This is a genomic window from Nocardia sp. NPDC023733 (assembly GCF_040639775.1).
In the GTDB taxonomy this organism is placed as follows: Bacteria; Actinomycetota; Actinomycetes; order Mycobacteriales; family Mycobacteriaceae; genus Nocardia; species Nocardia rosealba.
Genome location: NZ_JBFAAN010000007.1, coordinates 113,717 through 134,562 on the forward strand (window position 1 = coordinate 113,717; position 20,846 = coordinate 134,562).

At 70.8% G+C, this 20,846-nt stretch carries 3 protein-coding genes; all 3 read left to right on the forward strand.

Annotation, left to right across the window (positions count from 1 at the left end):
* The first annotated feature begins 181 nt into the window (after positions 1 to 181).
* Entirely contained in the window at positions 182 to 7,459 is a 7,278-nt protein-coding gene (locus AB0F86_RS24435) for an amino acid adenylation domain-containing protein (protein WP_356985961.1), read from the forward strand.
* Positions 7,460 to 7,504: 45 nt separating this feature from the next.
* Positions 7,505 to 13,336 (forward strand): amino acid adenylation domain-containing protein, encoded by a 5,832-nt coding sequence (locus tag AB0F86_RS24440; RefSeq protein WP_356985960.1) that lies wholly within the window; start codon positions 7,505 to 7,507, stop codon positions 13,334 to 13,336.
* A 140-nt stretch (positions 13,337 to 13,476) separates the two neighbouring features.
* On the forward strand, positions 13,477 to 20,814 hold the full coding sequence (locus AB0F86_RS24445) for an amino acid adenylation domain-containing protein (protein ID WP_356985959.1): 7,338 nt from the start codon (positions 13,477 to 13,479) through the stop codon (positions 20,812 to 20,814).
* The last annotated feature ends 32 nt before the right edge of the window (positions 20,815 to 20,846 follow it).

Below are 20,846 nucleotides of genomic sequence, written 5' to 3' on the forward strand. Positions count from 1 at the left end.
CGTCACTTTGCCGTTGAAGCGGCAACAGCGACAAAGCCGGCGCCGATACTCCTCTGGGCCCGAGATTCTGGGGGCTACCGGCGCGATCCCGGTATGTGTGTGGACGGTCGATATGATGGCTCGATCTGCACGGTGCGGTTGTGGCCGCGCGTCAGGCTCGATGAGAGGTGAATGATCCCGCATGGAAACTGCCCGTCGTTCTGCCCGCGGTAACCGCCGTCGCCGGTCGAGCAGTCCGACTTTCGGGCAGTTGCTGACCGCCGCTGTCGAGTCGTCGGCCGATCGGGTGGCAGTCCGGTTCAATCCCACGGGCGAGCCCGCCGATCAGCGCGAGCTCACCTATTCGGAGTTCGACCAGCGGTCGGCCCAGCTGGCGCGGGAACTGATCGGGCGCGGCATCGGCCCCGGCGACGTGGTCGCCATCGGCATCGCCCGCAGCATCGAATCGGTGCTCGCGGTGTGGGCCATCGCCAAGACCGGTGCGGCCTATGTGCCGGTCGACCCGAACTACCCGGCCGACCGCATCGCTCACATCCTGTCCGACTCCGGCGCGGTCCTCGGCCTCACCACCACCGCGCACCGCGCGGTCCTCGGCACCACGCTGCCGTGGCTCGAGCTCGACGACACCGCGACCGCCGAGCGGATCGCCGCCCAGCCCGCGCACCCGGTGTCCTACGCCGACCGCGTCCGCACGCTCGACGAGCGTCATCCGGCGTACCTGATCTACACCTCCGGCTCCACCGGCAAGCCCAAGGGCGTCGTGGTCACCCACACCGGCCTCGCCCCGCTGGTCGCCGCCGAACGCGAGCACTACGGCGTCACCGCCGACTCGCGCGTGCTGCACGTGTGCTCGCCGAACTTCGACGTGTCGGTGCTCGAGCTGCTGCTGGCGTTCTCGGCGGGCGCCACCCTGGTGATCGCGCCGCCGCAGGTGTTCGGCGGTTTCGAACTGGCCGACCTGCTGCGCCGCGAGCGGGTGTCGCACATGCTCATCACGCCCGGTGCGCTGGAATCGGTGGAGGCGGCCGATCTCGACGATCTGAAGGTCGTCGTGGTCGCGGGTGACAAGTTCGGCCCGGAACTGGTGGGCCGCTGGGCCGTCGGCGATCGCCGCTTCTACAACGGTTACGGTCCGACCGAGGCGACCATCCTCGCCACCAGCACCGCGCCGATGGATCCCACCGCCCCGGTGACGATCGGTTCGGCCATCGCCGGAATCGGTGCGTTCGTGCTCGATTCGCGGCTGCGACCGGTGCCCGCCGGGGTGATCGGTGAGCTGTACCTGTCCGGTCCCGCGCTGGCGCAGGGTTATCTGAACCGGCCCGCACTGACTGCGGAGCGTTTCGTCGCGAGCCCGTTCGGCGCACAGGCGGGCGACGCCAACGCCCGGCTGTACCGCACCGGCGACCTGGTGCGCCGCAGCGAATCCGGTGACGGTGTCATCGAATACATGGGCCGCTCGGACTTCCAGGTGAAGATCCGCGGCTTCCGCATCGAACTCGGCGAGATCGACAACGCCCTCACCGCCCACCCCGATATCGACTTCGCGGCCACCCTCGGCAAGACCCTGCCCTCCGGCGTCACCGCGCTGGTGTCGTATGTGCTGCCGCGCACGGGCGCCACCCTCGACATCCCCGCCGTCGACGCCTTCCTCTCGGAGTCGTTGCCCGGCTACATGATTCCGGCCGCCATCATGGTGCTCGACCGGATCCCGCTCACCCCGGTGGGCAAGCTCGACCGCAACGCGCTGCCGGAACCGGTGTTCGCCGCGCGCGAGTTCCGCGCACCGTCCACTCCGGTCGAGGAGATCGTCGCCGACGTCTTCGCCGCCCTGCTCACCACCGGTGGCGACGAGGAGATCCGGGTCGGCGCCGACGACGACTTCTTCGAACTCGGCGGCAACTCGCTGCTCGCGGCCCAGGCGGCCACCCGCATCGGCGCCGCGCTCGACACCAGGGTGCCGGTGCAGGTGCTGTTCGAGGCGAGCACCGTGTCGGCGCTTGCCGAACGGGTGGAACGCCACATCGGCACCGGTTCCGGTCAGGAGCTCGTGCCCCAGGAGCGGCCCGAGATCATTCCGCTGTCGTTCGCGCAGCAGCGGATGTGGTTCCTGAACCGGTTCGATCCGGCCAGTGCCGTGAACAACATGCCCATCGCGGTGCGGCTGTCGGGCGCGCTCGACGTCGACGCCTTGCGCGCGGCGGTACGCGACCTGGTGACCAGGCACGAGGTGCTGCGCACCATGTATCCGCAGGTCGACGGCGCCGGTCAGCAGCTGATCCTGCCGGTGTCCGATCCGCGCGCGGTGCCGGAGATGGCCTGCGAGCAGGTCACCGAGGAGCAGGTGCCCGGGCTCGTCGCCGAGACTGTGGGTGTCGGCTTCGATGTGTCGCTCGCGCCGCCGATCCGGCTGCGGCTGCTGCGGCTCACCGCGCAGGAGCATGTGCTGATCTGCGTGGTCCACCACATCGCCGGTGACGGTGTGTCGATGGGCCCGCTCACCCGCGACCTGATGACCGCCTATGTGCAGCGCAGCGCGGGGTCCGAACCCCAATTGCCACCGCTGCGTGTGCAATACGCTGACTTCACGCTGTGGCAGCGCGCCGTGCTCGGCACCGAGGACGACCCGGAATCGGTACTGGCTCAGCAGATCGGCTACTGGCGCACCCAGCTCGCCGGCCTGCCCGACCAGCTCGCCCTCCCGGCCGACCGGCCGCGCCCCTCGGTGGCCACCTACCGTGGCGCCACCTTCGACTTCCGCATCCCCGCCGACGTGCACGCCGGGCTGGACAAACTCGCGCACACCCACAACTCGACGCTGTTCATGGTGGTGCACGCGGCGCTGTCGGCGCTGCTCGCGCGGCTGTCGGGCAGCACCGATATCGCGATCGGCACGCCGGTCGCCGGCCGTGGTGACGCCGCCCTCGACGACCTCATCGGCATGTTCGTCAACACCCTCGTGCTGCGCACCGAGGTGGATCCGGCGATGGGCTTCGAGGAACTGCTCGCCCAGGCGCGCGCCACCGATGTGGCCGCGTTCGGCCACGCCGACGTGCCGTTCGAGCGGCTGGTCGAGCTGCTGGACCCGGCCCGTTCCACCGCTCGGCATCCGCTGTTCCAGGTGATGCTCGCCTTCCAGAACATGGCGCGCACCGCGCTCGAGCTGCCGGGGATGACCGTCAGCGGGGTGGACCTGAGCATCCCGTTCGCCAAGTTCGACCTGCAGTTCGAGATGGTCGAGGACACCGACCGTCACGGCGTGCCGCACGGCATCGTGGTCGGCCTGACCTATGCGACCGACCTGTTCGACGCGGCGACCGTGGAAGGTATCGCCGCCCGGTTCGTCCGGCTGCTCACCGCCATCGTCGCCGACCCGGCGGCCCCGCTCGGCGGGCACGAGCTGATGGAGCAGGCCGAGCTGGATCGAATCCTGCTGGGCTGGAACGACACTCGTCACGAGTTGGCGCCCGCGCTACTGCTCGACGGTTACCGCCGTGCGGTGGCCGAGTACCCCGACGCGGTCGCGCTCGCCTACGAGGGCAGCGAACTGACGTACCGGGAGTTCGACGAGCGGGTCAACCGGTTGGCGCGCAAACTCGTCGCCGACGGTGTCGGACCGGAATCGTATGTGGCGCTGGCCGTTCGGCGTTCGCTCGATCTGGTTGTCGGCATGTACGCCATCGTCACGGCCGGTGGCGCGTACGTGCCGCTCGACCCGGATCACCCCGCCGAGCGCATCGCCCACATTCTCGACACCGCGCAGCCGGTGTGCGTGCTCACCACCACCGCCGACGCGGTCGAGGTGCCCGCGGGAACGCCGGTGATCTCGATCGATACCGTTGCGCTGCAGGGCTTCTCGGCCGAACCGTTGACCGCGGCCGAGCTGGCGCGTCCGGTGCTGCCGCAGCACCCCGCCTACGTCATCTTCACCTCCGGCTCCACCGGCAGACCCAAGGGCGTCGCGGTGTCGCACGCGGCGATCGAGAACCAGATCGCCTGGATGCTCGCCGAATACCCGCTCGGCCCCGGCGATGTGTACCTGCAGAAGACCGCCACCACCTTCGACGTGTCGCTGTGGGGCTACTTCATGCCGCTGCGCACCGGCGCGAAGCTGGTCGTCGCCACCCACGACGGCCACCGCGACCCGGCCTACATCGCCGAAACCATTGCGGCACAACGTGTCACGATGACCGACTTCGTGCCCTCGATGCTCACCGTCTTCGCCGCGCACACCGCCCCGGGCAGCATTCCCACCCTGCGCGACGTGTTCGCGATCGGTGAGGCGCTGCCGCCGGAGACCGTCGCCGCCATGCGCGCGGTCTCGGATGCCCGCGTGCACAACCTGTACGGGCCCACCGAGGCCGCCGTCTCGGTGACCTACTGGCCCGCCGACGACCCTGGCCGCGGCTCGGTGCCGATCGGTGTGCCGGAGTGGAATACCCAGGTGTACGTACTGGATTCGCGGCTGCGCCCGGTTCCCGCGGGCGTCGTCGGCGAGCTCTACCTCGCCGGTGATCAACTCGCACGCGGGTATGTCGCCAGGCCGGACCTCACCGCCGACCGCTTCGTCGCCAATCCCTTCGGCGCGAACGCGCGCATGTACCGCACCGGCGACCTGGTGGTGTGGCGCACGCAGGCCGACGGCCGTGGCACGCTGGAATACTTGGGCCGCACCGACTTCCAGGTGAAGTTCCGTGGTCAGCGCATCGAACTCGGCGAGATCGAGACCGCGCTGCTCGGCCAGCCCGCCGTAAGCCAGGCCGTGGCGATCGTCGCGGATTCGCCTGCGGGAGAACAGCTCGTGGCGTACGCGGTGCCGAAGCCGGGCGCCACGATCGAACCGGCGCCACTGCTGGCCGCCATCGGTGAGATCCTGCCGTCCTACATGGTTCCGGCCGCGCTGGTCGCGCTCGACGAACTGCCACTCAACCCCAGCGGCAAACTCGATCGCAAGGCCCTGCCCGCCCCCACCTTCACCGCGGGTGAGTTCCGGGCACCGGCCACACCCACCGAGGAGATCGTGGCGGGCGTCTACGCCGAACTGCTCGGCATGGCCCGGGTCGGCGCCGACGACGACTACTTCGCCCTCGGCGGCAACTCGCTGCTGGCCACCCGCGCGATCGCCAGGATCAACGAGGCGCTCGACGCCGACATCAGCATCCGCGACCTGTTCGAGGCGCCGACGGTGACCGCGCTGGCCGCCCGGATCAGCGCGAGCGGTGCCGGCGCACGGCCCGCCCTCGTCCCGGCCGCCCGCCCACAGCGGATTCCGCTGTCGCTGGCACAGCAGCGCATGTGGGTGCTCAACCAGGTCGACCCTGGCTCGGGCGCCTACAACCTGCCCTTCGCGCTTCGCCTCACCGGGGACCTCGATGTGGCCGCGCTCGACGCCGCCATCGCCGATGTGCTCGGCAGGCACGAGTCGCTGCGCACCCGTTTCCCCGCCACCGAGCAGACCGGTGCGTACCAGGAGATCCTGGCGGTCATCGATGTGCTGCCCGACGGCCTCGTGGTGGAGACCACCGACGACGTGCTCGGCCGCGTCGCCGAACTCGTGAGCGCCGGCTTCGACGTCACCCGCGAGGTGCCCGTGCGGACGCGGCTGCTCACCGACGGATCGTCGGATTCGCTGCTGGTGTTCGTGGTGCACCACATCTCCGCCGACGGCGCCTCGCTCGCCCCGCTGGCGCGCGACCTGATCACCGCCTACGTCGCCCGCACGGGTGGGCAGAGCCCGGCGTGGACGCCGCTGCCGGTGCAGTACGCGGACTTCGCGCTCTGGCAGCGCGAAGTGGTCGGCGCCGACGACGAGCCGGGTTCGGTGGCCGCCGCCCAGCTGGACTACTGGCGCACCCAGCTGGCCGGGATGCCGCCGCTGCTCGAGCTGCCCCAGGACCGTCCGCGTCCCTCGGTGCCGAGCCTGCGCGGCGCGACCACCGAGCTGCGGCTGCCCGCCGAGGTGCACGAGCAGCTGAATCACCTTGCGCGCGAACACAAGTCGTCGCTGTTCATGGTTGTGCACGCGGCGCTGGCCGTACTGCTCGCCCGGCTGTCGGGCAGCACCGACATCGCGATCGGTACCGCGGTCGCCGGTCGTGGTGAGCGGGCGCTCGACGAGTTGGTCGGCATGTTCGTCAACACGCTCACGCTGCGCACCGCCCTCGACCCGGCCGGTTCGTTCGACGAGGCCGTCGACCTGGCCCGCGAAACCGACCTCGGCGCCTTCGCCAATGCCGATCTGCCGTTCGAGCGGGTCGTCGAGGTGGTGGCGCCGGGCAAGAGCAGCACGCACAACCCGCTGTTCCAGGTGGCGCTGACCTTCAGCAACAACGAGACCGCCGCACTCGAACTGCCCGGCCTCACCGTCGCCGCGCTCGACACCGGAGTGTCGGCCAAGTTCGACCTGCAGGTCGACGTGGAGCCGCGCTACACCGACGAGGGCGCGCCCGGTGAGCTGGTCGCGCTGTTCAACTACGCCATCGACCTGTTCGACGAGGCGACCGTTCGCTCCATCGGTACGCGCTTCGCTCGTATCCTCACGGCGGTGGCCGCCGACCCGCAGGTCCGCGTCGGCGACATCGACATCCTCGACGAGAGCGAACGCGCCCGGTTGCTCGCAGGCGCCGCCCAGGCGCCCGCGCCGACCACGGCGACCGGCGGAACCACGCTCACCCAGGCGTTCACCGCCGCCGCCGAGGACGACCCGGACGGTCCCGCGCTGGTCTGGGGCGACGAGCAGGTCGCTTTCGAACAGCTCGACGCCCGCTCCTCGCGCCTGGCACGCCTGTTGATCGCGCGTGGCTTCGGACCGGGTTCCGGTGTGGCCCTCGCCCTTCCGCGTGGCGCCGACTGGGCCGTCGCGGTGTGGGCGGTGCTCAAGGCGGGCGCGGCGATCGTGCCGTTCTCGCGGGAGACGGCGGCCGAGCCGACGGCCAAGATCGGCATCACCACCGGCACCGCACCCTCGTCCGAGCTGGACTGGGTGGTGCTCGACGATCCCGCCGTGCGCACCGAACTGTCCACGCAGTCGGCCCGCCCGGTGACCTACGCCGACCGCACCCGCGCCCTGCGTGGCAGCGACCCGGCCTTCGTCGGTGCCGAGGGTGTGCGCAGCTACGACGACCTCGCCACCGCGGGCGCGCGGGTGCGCACCGAGGCCGAGCTCACCTTCGAATCGCGGACCTTCGCCACCGCGACCGACACCTTCGCGGCCGTCGTCGAACCGGTCGCGGCCGGTGTGGCCGGTGCGTCGATGGTGCTGGTCACCGGCGATCCGTCGGCGGCGCTCGCCGAGGAATGGGTGAGCCACCTGTTCGGTGACCGGGCCGGTCTCGACTCGGTCGACACGGGCGAGCTCGAGGATCTGCGCGCGGTGATCGCCGACGACGCGGCACCCGGCGACGCGGGCCGGGCCGAGGTGGTCCTGGTACTCGCCGAGCTGAGCGCCGCCGCGGTCTGAAACCATGACCGAGGCAGTTTCGGTGACGGATGAGGTGGATTCGCGATGACACGACCGGTACGCACCCGCCCGGTGCGCACACGCCGCACCCGGGTGACCGCGCTGCCGCAGCTGCTGGCCACCGCCGTGGAGACCGCTCCCGACGGTGTCGCCGTGGTGCTGGCCGATGCCACCCGCACCCTCGGTAGCCTCACCTACGCCGAGCTCGACGAGCGGTCCAGCCGCATCGCGCGCCTGCTCATCGCGCGCGGGATCGGCGCGGGCGACCTGGTGGCCCTGGGGATTCCGCGCTCGATCGAGTCGGTGCTCGCGGTGTGGGCGGTGGCCAAGACCGGTGCCGGTTTCGTGCCCGTCGACCCGAACTACCCGCCGGATCGGGTGTCGCACATGGTCACCGACTCCGGGGCGGTGTTCGGGCTGACCGTCGCGAGCGCGGCCGAGCGGCTGCCCGCGCAGGTGCAGTGGCTGGCCATCGACGACGCGGCAACGGTGGCGCGGCTCGACGAGTTCTCCGGTGTGCCGGTCACCAACGCCGACCGGGTGCGCCAGATCCGCGCCGAGGACCTCGCCTACGTCATCTACACCTCGGGCTCGACGGGTCTGCCCAAGGGTGTGGCGGTTTCGCAGGCCGGGCTCGCCGGGTTCAGCGCCGAACAGCGCAAGCACTACGGGGTCGAAGCGCACTCGCGGACACTGCATTTCGCGTCCCCGTCGTTCGACGCGTCCATTCTCGAACTGCTGCTCGCGGTCGGTGCGGGCGCGACGATGGTGATCGTCGATCCGAGTGTGTTCGGCGGTGACGAACTGGCCGCGCTGCTGCGCCGCGAGCGGGTGAGTCACGCCTTCATCACCCCGGCCGCGCTCGCCTCGATCGACCCCGCCGGTCTCGACGACTTCCGGGTGGTCGCGGTGGGTGGCGAGGCGTGTCCGCCGGATCTGCTGCGGCGCTGGGCGATTCCGCTGGCCGACGGCAGTCTTCGGCAGTTCCACAATGTGTACGGGCCGACCGAGACCACCATCGTCACCAACATCAGTGTGCCGCTGAAACCCGGTGACCCGCTCACCATCGGCGGACCGCTGGCCGGTGTGGCCGAATACGTGCTCGACGACCGGCTCGGCCCGGTGCCGCCCGGCGTCACCGGCGAGCTGTACATCACCGGCGCCCAGCTCACCCGCGGTTACCACGCGCGGCCGGGCCTCACCGCGTCACGTTTCGTGCCGAATCCGTTCGAGCCCGCCGGTTCCCGGCTCTACCGCACCGGTGACCTGGTCCGCTGGACCACCGACGGTGCCCTGGAGTACGTGGGGCGCAACGACTTCCAGGTGAAGATCCGTGGTTTCCGGATCGAGCTCGGCGAGATCGACGCTGTGCTCTCCGCCCACGAGAGTCTCGACTTCGCCGCGACTGTCGGACATGAACTCGACAGCGGTGCGACGATTCTCGTGTCCTATGTGCATGCCGCGCCGGGCGCCGTCGTCGACACCGCCGAGCTCACCGCGTTCGCCGAACGCAGCCTGCCCGCGCACATGGTGCCGACCGTGCTGATGGAACTCGACACCATCCCGCTCACCCCCGTGGGCAAGCTGGACCGCCGGGCGCTGCCCGCGCCGGTGCTCGAGCACGCCGAATTCCGCCCGCCCGTTACCCCAGTCGAGCAGATCGTGGCAGGCACCTTCGCCCAGGTGCTCGACGCCGACACCCAGCTCGGCCTCGACGACGACTTCTTCGCCCTCGGCGGCAACTCGCTGCTGGCCACCCAGGTCGCGGCCCGGCTCGGCGCCGCCCTCGACACCGAATTCCCGGTGCGGCTGCTGTTCGAGGCGCCGACGGTGGAGGCCCTGGCGCGTCGGCTCGCCGAATCCGCCGGTGCCGGTGCGCGTCCGGCGCTGGTGGCCCGCGAGCGACCCGACGGGATCCCGCTGTCGCTGGCCCAGCAGCGGATGTGGTTCCTCAACCAGTTCGATCCGCAGTCGGTGGCCTACAACATCCCGATGGCGGTGCGGCTCACCGGCGCCATCGACGTGGCCGCGCTCGACGCGGCCGTCGCCGACCTGGTGGCCAGGCACGAAACTCTGCGCACCGTCTACCCCGAGACCGACGAGGGGCCGGTGCAGCGGATCCTCGATCCGTCGGAGGCGACACCCCGGCTCGAGGTGCGCACCCTGACGGCCGACGAATTGCCAACAGCCATGCGGGAACTCGGCTCGCACGGTTTCGATGTGCGCAGTCAGGTGCCGCTGCGGGTCGCGCTGTTCCAGCTCGGCCCGGAGGAATCGGTGCTCGCGGTCGTCGTGCATCACATCGCCGGTGACGGCAGCTCGCTCGCCCCGCTCAGCCGGGATCTGATGCTTGCCTACGGCGCTCGTTCGGCCGGTACCGCGCCGGACTGGGCGCCCCTGCCCGTCCAGTACGCCGACTACGCGCTGTGGCAGCGCGAGCTGCTCGGCAGCGAGGACGACCCGGATTCGCTGGCCTCGGCCCAGCTCGAGTACTGGCGCACCGCCCTGGCCGGTCTGCCCGACCAGCTCGACCTGCCCGCCGACCACCCGCGCCCGGCCGTCCAGTCGCTGGCAGGTGGCCGCGTGCCGATCGAGATCGACGCCGAGACCCACCGCGCGCTGCTCACCCTGGCCCGTACCCAGGGCGCCACCCTGTTCATGGTTGTGCACGCCGCGCTCGCCGTGACGCTCGGCAGACTGGCCGGTACCGACGACCTGGCCATCGGAACCCCCATAGCCGGTCGTGGGGAGGCCGCGCTCGACGACCTCATCGGCATGTTCGTCAACACCCTCGTGTTCCGCACCACCCTGAACGCAGGCGAACCGTTCACCGATCTGCTGGCGCGGCAACGGGAAACGGACCTGCAGGTGTTCGCCCACGCCGACCTGCCGTTCGAACGCCTCGTCGAGGCGATCAACCCGGCTCGCTCCACCGCGCGGCACCCGCTGTTCCAGGTGGGCCTGTCCTTCCAGAACCTCACCCGCACCGGGCTCGAGCTGGGGGAGACCGACGTCGAAGGCGTCGACGTGGACCTGGCGGTCTCGCAGTTCGACCTGCACGCCATCGTCGCCGACGCCTACGACAGCGAAGGCGTCGCCCAGGGCATCAACGGTGTACTCACCTATGCCACCGATCTTTTCGAGCCCGAGACCGCACGGGTGTACGCCGACCGGTTCGCGCGGGTACTCGCCGGGATCGCGGCCGCACCCGAGCGGCCCGTCGACGAAATCGATCTGCTGTCCGAGGACGAACGCGCTCGGATCCTGCACGACTGGAACGACACTCGGCACGAAGGCCCGTCGACCACGCTGCCCGCGTTGTTCGACGAGACGGTCGCACGGCATCCCGGTCGGGTGGCGTTGGCCGCTCCCGACGGTGCCGAGCTGACCTACCGCGAATTCGCGACAAGGGTGAACCAGCTTGCACGGCACCTGATTTCGCAAGGCGTCGGTGTGGAGGACCGGGTGGGGCTCGCCATCCGGCGGTCCGTGGATCTCGTGGTGGCCATGTACGCGGTGGCTCAGGCGGGTGCGGCCTATGTCCCGCTCGATCCCGATCAGCCCGCCGACCGGGTGCGCCACGTCCTCGACACCGCCGCGCCGGTGTGCGTATTGACCACCGTGCGTGACGGTTTCGGCGATGCCGTCGCGATCGACACGCTCGACCTCGCCGGGTATCCGGCGAGCCCGATCGGGGCGCGTGAGCGGCGGGGTCACCTGCGGCCGGAGAACACGGCTTACGTCATCTTCACCTCCGGGTCCACCGGCAAGCCGAAGGGTGTCGCGGTGCCCCATGGCGCCATCGTCAACCAATTGCTGTGGAAGACCGAGCATTTCGGTCTCACCAGCGACGACTCCGTGCTGCTGAAGACCGCCGCCACCTTCGACCTCTCGGTCTGGGAGTTCTGGACCACCGCCGTGAGCGGCGGGAAACTGGTGATCGCCGCACCGGACGGGCACCGTGACCCGGCGTACCTGCTGCGGGTGCTCACCGATCAGCAGGTGAGCACGCTGCACGTGGTCCCGTCCATGCTCGACGCCCTGCTCACCGAATGCGCAGGCGCACTTCCGGTTTCGCTGCGCCGCGTGCTCGCCATCGGTGAAGCCCTCCCGGCCGACACGGCTCAGCGGTTCCTCGCCGCCACCGACGCCGCGCTGCACAACCTGTACGGGCCGACCGAGGCGGCGGTCTCGATCACCGACCACCGCGTCACCGCCGCCGACCGCACCACGTTGCCGATCGGCGCGCCCGAATGGAACAGCCGCGTCTACGTGCTCGACGCCCGCCTGCGGCCGGTGCCTCCGGGCGTGGCGGGGGAGCTGTATCTGGCAGGCGACCAGCTCGCCCGAGGCTACTTCGCCCGCCCCGATCTCACCACCGACCGCTTCGTCGCCAACCCCTTCGAACCGGGTGCCCGCATGTACCGCACCGGCGACCTGGTGGCCTGGAACGCGATCGGCGAACTCGACTACCGGGGGCGCACGGACTTCCAGGTGAAGATCCGCGGTTTCCGCATCGAACTCGGCGACATCGAGTCGGCCCTGCTCGCGGCGCCGCAGGTGGCCCAGGCGGCGGTGCTCGCCACCACCGACCCGCAACTCGGTGACCGGCTCGTGGCGTATGTGGTGCCCGCCCCCGGCGCCGAACTCACCGCGACCGTCGCCAGAAACGCGGTGGCGCAGGTGCTGCCGTCGTACATGGTGCCGTCGGCGTTCGTCGTCCTCGATCGGCTGCCGCTCAACGCGAACGGCAAGCTCGACCGAGCCGCCCTGCCCGCACCGGTCGTCGAACCGCGCCGGTACCGGGCGCCGGAAAGCGGCGACGAGATCGCGGTCGCCGAGGTCTTCGCCGAGGTGCTCGGTGTCGGCGACCCGGGCCTCGACGACGACTTCTTCGCCCTCGGCGGCAACTCCCTGCTCGCCACCCGCGTGGTCCACCGCCTGCACGAACGCACCGGAACCGCGCTCACCGTCGCCGCGTTCTTCGCCGACCCCACCGTGGGTGGCCTCGCCGAACGTCTCGGCGGTTCGGGACAGCAGGATCTGGCGGCCGCGCTGTCGGTCGTCCTGCCACTGAACGACGCCGCCCGCGGCGGCACGCGGGCAGGCGGTCCGGCGAGCGCGGAACCGCTGTTCTGTCTGCATCCGGTATCCGGGTTGGCCTGGGCGTATTCGTCGCTGGTCCCGTACCTGCCCGCCGACCGGCCGGTGATCGGCATCCAGTCACCCGCCCTGAGCGAACCCGGCTTCCGGCCCGGCACGGCCGACGAACTGATCGACCGCTATGTGGCCGAAATCCGCGCCGTCCAACCGCACGGCCCGTACCGGCTGCTCGGCTGGTCGCTCGGCGGTGTGCTCGCCCACGCCGTCGCCACCCGACTGCAGGCAGCGGACCAGACGGTGGCCTCGCTGACCATGCTCGACAGTGTGCCCGGCGCCGACCTCACCGACTTCCGCGCCGAACTGCGTCACGCCCTGCTCGACCTGGGCATCCCCGACGACAAGCTCCCCTCGGCCGACGACCTGGCCGACCTCGGTGACGACGCCGTGGCCGCGCTGCACACCACCCTCGCGGCCGACCTGCCGATCTCACGGGACGATTTCGTGGCGATGTACCGGGGCGCGCTGCGTTCGGTCGCGCTGGTGACCGAACTCGTGCCGGACCGGTTCGACGGCTCGCTCACTTACTTCACCGCCATGAACACCGGCGGCATCGACCGCGGCGGCGCTTCGCGGTGGCGGCGCCACATCAGCGGTGTCATCGTCGATCACCCTGTCGCCACCACTCATCAGCTCATGCTCGCCGACCCGGCACCGACCGTCATCGGACCGGTTCTGGGCCAGGTCATCAGCGGGTCTGGGCATAGCACCACGTAACGGGCCAGCGGCAGATTACGATTCTGTTGCCAGAGAGTCGGTGTGTCATGGCGCACACCTCGGCGACGGTCGGCGGTGCAATGTAGAGATCTATGCTGTGTCCCGTTCGGCCTCGTCGGACGCGAGAGGTGTATTGGTCTGTGGAAAGCCCCCGCCGCGCTGGCCGTGAACGTCGTCGAACCGGCGGCCGAGCGCTGTTCGGCCAATTGCTCACGGCTGCTGTCGAGTCCGCAGCCGATTCCGTCGCGCTGCGCTACAACCCGACCGGCATGCCCGGTGCCGAGCAGGTGCTCACCTACCGTGAGCTCGACGAACGCTCCTCGCGGCTGGCCCGTGAACTGATCGGCCGTGGTGTCGGCGCGGGCGACGTGGTCGCCGTCGGCATCTCCCGCTCCATCGAATCGGTGCTCGCGGTGTGGGCGATCGCCAAGACCGGCGCCGCCTACGTGCCCGTCGACCCGGCCTACCCCAGCGACCGGATCGCGCACATCGCCGTCGATTCCGGCGCCACCTTGGGCCTCACCACCGCCGCCCACCGGGCGAGCCTCGGGACCAGCCTGTACTGGATCGAACTGGACGACCCTGTCGTAGCCGAGCGCATCGCGGCCCACCCCGCGCACGCGGTGAGCTACGCCGACCGGGTGCGCCAGATCGACCCGGCCCACCCGGCCTACGTCATCTACACCTCCGGCTCCACCGGCAAACCCAAGGGCGTGGTGGTGACCCACGCGGGTCTGGCCTCGCTGGTCGCGGCCGAACGCGAGAACTTCGGGGTCGGCCCGGATTCGCGAGTACTGCACGTGTGCTCGCCGAACTTCGACGTCTCGGTGCTCGAGCTGCTGCTCACCTTCGCCACCGGTGCCACGCTGGTGATCTCGCCGCCGCGCGTGTTCGGCGGTTTCGAACTGTCGGATCTGCTGCGCCGCGAGCGCGTGACCCATCTGCTCATCACGCCCGGCGCCCTGGAGTCGGTCGACCCGGCCGGGCTGCCCGACCTGCGCACCGTCGTCGTGGCGGGCGACCGGTTCGGACCGGAACTGGTCGGCCGCTGGGCGGTCGAGGGCCGGAACTTCCACAACGGTTACGGGCCGACCGAGGCGACCATTCTCGCCACCAGCACCGCCGCCCTGCACCCGCACGAGCCGATCACCCTCGGCACCGCCGTGCCCGGCATGGGCCTGTTCGTGCTCGACGCGCGGCTGCGGCCGGTGCCCGCGGGCGTGGTCGGCGAGCTCTACCTCTCGGGTCCGGCGCTGGCGCAGGGGTATCTGGGCAAGCCAGGGCTCACCGCGCAGCGGTTCATCGCCTCGCCGTTCGGGCCGGGCAGGCTCTACCGCACCGGCGACCTGGTGCGTCGCGTGGAATCCGGTGCCACCCTGGAGTACCTCGGCCGCACCGACTTCCAGGTGAAGGTGCGTGGGTTCCGCATCGAGCTCGGCGAGATCGACAACGCCCTCACCGCCCATCCCGACCTCGACTACGCCGTCACCCTCGGCAAGTCCATGCCGTCGGGGGCCACCGGTCTCGTGTCGTATGTGCTGCCGCGGCTCGGACGCACGGTCGACACCGGCGAGCTGGCCGAATTCCTCGCCGAATCACTGCCCGCGTACATGATCCCGGCCGTCATCATGGTCCTGGACAAGCTGCCGCTGAACGCGGTCGGCAAACTCGACCGCGCCGCGCTGCCGACCCCGGTGTTCACCGCTCGCGGTTTCCGCGCGCCCGCCACCCCCGCCGAGCAGGCCGTCGCCGATGTGTTCGCCGCGCTGCTGTTGCGCGACGGCGCGGGCAGGGTCGGCGCCGACGACGACTTCTTCGAGCTCGGCGGCGACTCGCTGCTGGCCGCCCAGGCCGTCGCCCGCATCGGTGCCGCACTCGACGTGCGGGTGCCGGTGCAGGCCGTCTTCGAGGCGCCGACCGTCGCCGCGCTGGCCCAGCGCGCCGAACAGCAGCGGACCTCGGCGGGCGCGCTGGCGCTCGTCGCCCGGTCGCGACCCGCACAGATCCCGCTGTCCTACGCCCAGCAGCGGATGTGGTTCCTCAACCGGTTCGACCCGTCCTCGGCCGTCGACAACATCCCGCTCGTCATCCGCCTGAACGGGCGCCTGGATCTGCCTGCCCTGCAAGCCGCGATCGGTGACCTCGCCACCCGGCACGAGGTGCTGCGCACGGTGTACCCGGCCATCGAGGGTGTCGACGGGCCGGTGCTGGAAGGCCACGGCCACCAGCTCATCCTCGCGCCCGGCGATCCGCTGGCCACCCCGAATTTCGAGGTCGTCGCGATCGACGAGACCGAGCTGGCCGACGCTGTCGCCGACACCGTGCTCACCGGCTTCGACGTCACCGCCGCACCGCCCGTGCGGATCCGCATCTTCGAACTCGACGAGTCCGAACACGTCGTGGCGTGCGTGATTCACCACATCGCCGCCGACGGGTTCTCCTTCGCCCCGCTCACCAGGGACCTGCTCACCGCCTACGCCGAGCGACGCGGCGGCGGCGCACCGCAGTGGCCGCCGCTGCCGGTGCAGTACGCCGACTACACGCTGTGGCAGCGCGAACTGCTCGGCCGCGAAGACGACACGCATTCGCTGCTCGCCACCCAGATGGCGTTCTGGCGCGACACCCTCGCGGGCCTGCCCGAACAGCTGGAACTCCCCGCCGACCGGCCGCGCCCCGCCGTCGCGAGCCACGAGGGCGACCTGCACCACATCCACGTCCCGGCCTCGGTGCACGCGGGCCTGCAGAACCTCGCGCGCGAACACAACGCCACCGTGTTCATGGTGGTGCACACCGCGCTGGCGTTGCTGCTCGCGCGCCTGTCGGGCACTCGTGACATCGCCATCGGCACTCCGGTCGCGGGGCGCGGCGAGCAGGCGCTCGACGAGCTCATCGGCATGTTCGTCAACACCCTCGTGTTGCGCACCGAGATCGACCCGGCGGTGTCGTTCCGGCAACTGCTCATCGACGTCCGCGCCCGCGACCTGGCGGCTTTCGGCCACGCCGACGTGCCGTTCGAGCGTCTCGTCGAACTGCTCGAGCCGGTCCGTTCGACGTCGCGGCATCCGCTGTTCCAGGTGATGCTCACCTTCCAGAACCTGGCCCGCACCGACCTCGAATTGCCCGGGCTCACTGTCAGCGACGGTGATTTCACGGTGCCGATCGCCAAGTTCGATCTGCAGGTGGAGGTCGCCGAACACATCGGTGACGACGGCGCACCGCAGGGCATGGCCGTGTCGTTCGGGTACGCCACCGACCTGTTCGATCGCGGCACCGTCAGTGATTTCGCCGACCGCTGGGCGCGCGTACTCGGCACCGTGGTCGCCGATCCGACCCTGCCCGTCGGGGATATCGACGTCCTCGCTCCCGGTGAGCGTGAACTCGTGCTCCGGGAAGGCAATTCACCCGGCGTGCCGGTTCCCGAGGTGACCCTGGTCGACCTCCTCGCCGCCCAGGCGCGGCAGCAGCCCGACGCCGTCGCGGTGCGGGCGGGGGAGCGGTCGCTGAGCTTCGCCGATCTGTTCGGTCAGGCCTCGGCGCTGGCCCGCGCGCTCATCGCCCGCGGCGCGGGCCCGGAAACCCTTGTGGCCGTTGCTGTGCCACGAACCGAGGAGCTGCCGGTCGCGCTGCTCGCGGTCTTGCTGTCGGGCGCGGGCTATCTGCCGATCGACTCCGGGTACCCGGCGCAACGCCTCGCGTACGTGGTCGACGACGCGAAACCCGCTGTGCTGCTTGCCTCGTCGTCGGAATACGAAATCCTGCGCGCGGCCGGACACGGCTGGGCCTCGGCCTTGCCGGTGGTACTGCTCGACGAGCGCGCCCTGCATTCCGACGCCCCGCTGCACTCGTCCGAACGTCACGCCCCGCTGCGTCCGGACCATCTGGCCTACGTCATCTACACCTCCGGTTCCACCGGTCTGCCCAAGGGTGTGGCGGTGAGCCACCGCAATGTGCTCGAGCTGTTCGCCAATACCCAGGTGCTGTTCAGCTTCGACGTCGACGACGTGTGGACGGTGTTCCACTCCTTCGCCTTCGACTTCTCGGTGTGGGAGCTGTGGTGCGCGCTGGCCGGTGGCGCGTCGGTGGTGGTCGTCGACCACGTCACCTCGCGCTCGCCGATCGAGTTCCGTGCCCTGCTCGCCCGCGAACAGGTGACGGTGCTGAGCCAGACACCGACCGCGTTCGCCCAGCTCGACGAGGCCGACCGCGCCGCCCAGGCGGCGGGTGCCGCCCCGCTCGCGCTGCGCTACGTGATCTTCGGCGGCGAGGCGCTCGACCCGCGTAAACTCGTCCGCTGGTACGACCGGTACGGAAACAGCCCGGCCGCACCCGAACTGGTGAACATGTACGGCATCACCGAGACCACGGTGCACGTGTCGCACCTGGCCCTGGCGCCGCAGCCGTCGGCGACCGCGGGCAGCGTGATCGGTCGCGCCCTGCCCGGTCTTTCGGTCGCGGTGCTCGACGACCGGTTGCGCCCGGTGCCCTTCGGCGTGGCCGGCGAGCTCTACATCGCGGGCAACCAGCTGACGCGCGGCTACCTCGGCAAGCCGGGACTGACCGCGACCCGTTTCGTCGCCGACCCGTACGGGCCGCCCGGATCGCGGCGCTACCGTTCCGGCGACCTCGGCCGCTGGGTGAGCTTCCGAGGCGCCCCGACCCTCGAATACGGCGGTCGCGGCGACCAGCAGGTGCAGTTGCGCGGCTTTCGGATCGAGCCGGGCGAGATCGAGTCGGCGCTGCTCGGCGTCGCCGGTGTCGGGCAGGCCGCGGTGGTCGTGCGTGCCGACGAACACGCGGGCGACCGGCTGATCGCGTACGTGGTCCCGGTGGCGGGGGCAGACCTCGACCCGCTGACCGTCCGCGCGACCGTCGCCGAATTCCTCACCGGGTACATGGTTCCCGACGCCGTGATGGTGGTGGCCGGGTTGCCGCTGACCGCGAACGGCAAGCTCGACCGGGCCGCGCTGCCCGCCCCCGAGTTCACCTCGGCGGCGACGTTCCGCGCGCCGACCACCCCGATCGAACAGAGCGTGGCCGAAGTGTTCGCCACCCTGCTCGGCGTCCCCGAAGTCGGCCTGGACGACAACTTCTTCGATCGCGGCGGCAACTCGCTGCTGGCGACCCGGGCCATCGCCCGCATCGACGCCGCCCTGGCCGCCGACCTGGTGGTACGCGACCTCTTCGAGGCGCCGACCGTGGCCGCCCTGTCCGCGCGGGTGCGGCCCGGCGCGGTCACCAACCCGCGCCCGCCGCTGGTTCCCGCCCAGGATCGGGGCGTCATTCCGCTCTCGCCCGCCCAGCAGCGCATGTGGCTGCTCAACCGCATCGACCCGGATTCCCCGGCCTACAACATCCCGCTCGTGCTCCGCCTGCGCGGCGCGCTCGACACCTCGGCACTGCGCTACGCCGTGGCCGATGTGCTCGAGCGGCACGAGGCGCTGCGCACCCGCTTCCCGGCCGACGCGCCGGGCGAGCTGCCCTACCAGGAGGTCCTGCCGGTGAGCGCGGTGCTGCCGGGCGGGCTGCCGATCGAGACCTGCGACGACCCGGCCGAACGGTTGATGCGGCTGCTGGCCGGTGGTTTCGACGTCACCGAGCGAGTTCCGTTGCGCGCGTGCCTGTTCACCGTGCCCGACACCGACCCGCTGGCCGAGGAGGAGCATGTCCTCGCGGTGGTGGTGCAGCACATCATCGCCGACGGTGCCTCCCTCGCCCCGCTGGCCCGCGATCTGGTGATCGCCTACCGCGCCCGCGTGGAGGGGCGCTCGCCGAGCTGGGCACCGCTGCCGGTGCAGTACGCCGACTACGCGCTGTGGCAGCGCGCGGTGCTCGGCGACGAGAACGACGAGACATCAACCGCCGCACGCCAGCTCGCGTTCTGGCGGACCACCCTGGCCGGTCGCGCCGGCACCATCGAATTGCCGCACGACCACCCGCGTCCACCGCAGGCCTCGCTGCGCGGTGCCGATGTGCGAAGCACGCTGTCCGCCGACGTGCACGCCGGGCTGGCCGAGATCGCCCGCGAGCACAACGCGTCGCTGTTCATGGTCGTGCACGCGGCGCTGGCGGTGCTGCTCGCCCGGGTGAGCGGCGACACCGACATCGCCATCGGCACACCCATCGCCGGGCGGGGTGAACCGGAACTCGACGACCTGGTCGGCATGTTCGTCAACACCCTGACCCTGCGTACCGAGGTCACGCCGCAGCGCGGATTCGCCGAATTCGTCGACACCGTGCGCGAAGTCGACCTCACCGCGTTCGCCCACGCCGACCTGCCGTTCGAGCGGATCGTGGAGGAGGTGGCGCCCACCGGCGCCGTCTCGCACAACCCGCTGTTCCAGGTGGTGCTGTCGTTCCACAACAACGAGACACCGATCCTGCGGCTGCCCGGACTCACCATCGAGGCGGTGGACTCCGCCGCGCGCTCGGCCAAGTTCGACCTGCAGGTGAACGTGGAACCCATGCACACCGCCACCGGCGAACCCGCCGAGGTCGGTGTCGTGTTCACCTACGCGACAGACCTTTTCGAGGAACACACCGTCGCCGCGCTGGCGCGTGGCTTCGCCGAGATCGTCGCGGCCGTCGCCGCCGATCCCGCGGTGCGGGTGGGCGATATCGACCTGCGCGATGCCAGGGAGAAGGAACGCGAGCTCACCGCCGCGGCCTACGCGCCCGCCCCGTCGGCCAACGGTGCCGCGCTGGCCCAGGAACTCGCCGCAGCGGTGGAAGAGGATCCCGACGCGCCCGCCCTCGACCTGGGCGATACCGAACTCAGCTACCACCAGTTCGACGCCCGCTCCTCACAGCTGGCGCGCTCGCTGATCGCGCGCGGTGCGGGGCCGGGCAACGGTGTCGCGATCCGGCTCGACCGGGGCGCCGAGGCCGCCATCGCCGTGTGGGCGGTGCTCAAGGCGGGTGCGGCCGTGGTGCCGCTGCTCACCATCGACGCGCCGCTACCCGACGGGCTGGAGGTGAAGCTCGGACTGAGCCTCGACATCCTCGACCCGCCCGACGGTCTCGACTGGTACGACCTGGCCGACCCGGCCCTGCGCGCCGAACTGGCCGCCGAGTCGCCGCGTCCCATCGGCTACGCCCACCGCACCCGCGCCCTGCGCGGTGACGACGTGGCCTTCGTCGGTGGTGGCCGGGTGCTGAACTACGACGAGCTGGCCGGTGCGGCCGAGCGGATCGGGCAGCGTACGGGTCTGAATTTCGAATCACGGACCCGCACGGCGGGCAGGCCGGATTCGGTAGCCGGGGTACTGGAACTTGTCGCCGCCGGAATCGCCGGTGCGGCAGTCGTTCTGGGGTCCGGTGACGACGGCGCCGACGAGGTGAGCCATGTGTTCACCGAATCGGCGGTCGCTGTTGCCGAACCAGGGGAAGGTGCCGGTGCGACGATCGTCGCGTTGAGTGAGATGATCGGCAACGCCGGCCGGTCGCAGCAGCGGCGTGCGGTGGCTGGGATGGATGGATAGGTACGAGGTGCGTGCATGACCGGGCAGCGGCG

Excerpts from the sequence above, each read along its gene's own strand:
- AB0F86_RS24435 (WP_356985961.1), top strand. The coding sequence starts at position 182 with ATGGAAACTGCCCGTCGTTCTGCCCGCGGTAACCGCCGTCGCCGGTCG.
- AB0F86_RS24440 (WP_356985960.1), top strand. The coding sequence starts at position 7,505 with ATGACACGACCGGTACGCACCCGCCCGGTGCGCACACGCCGCACCCGG.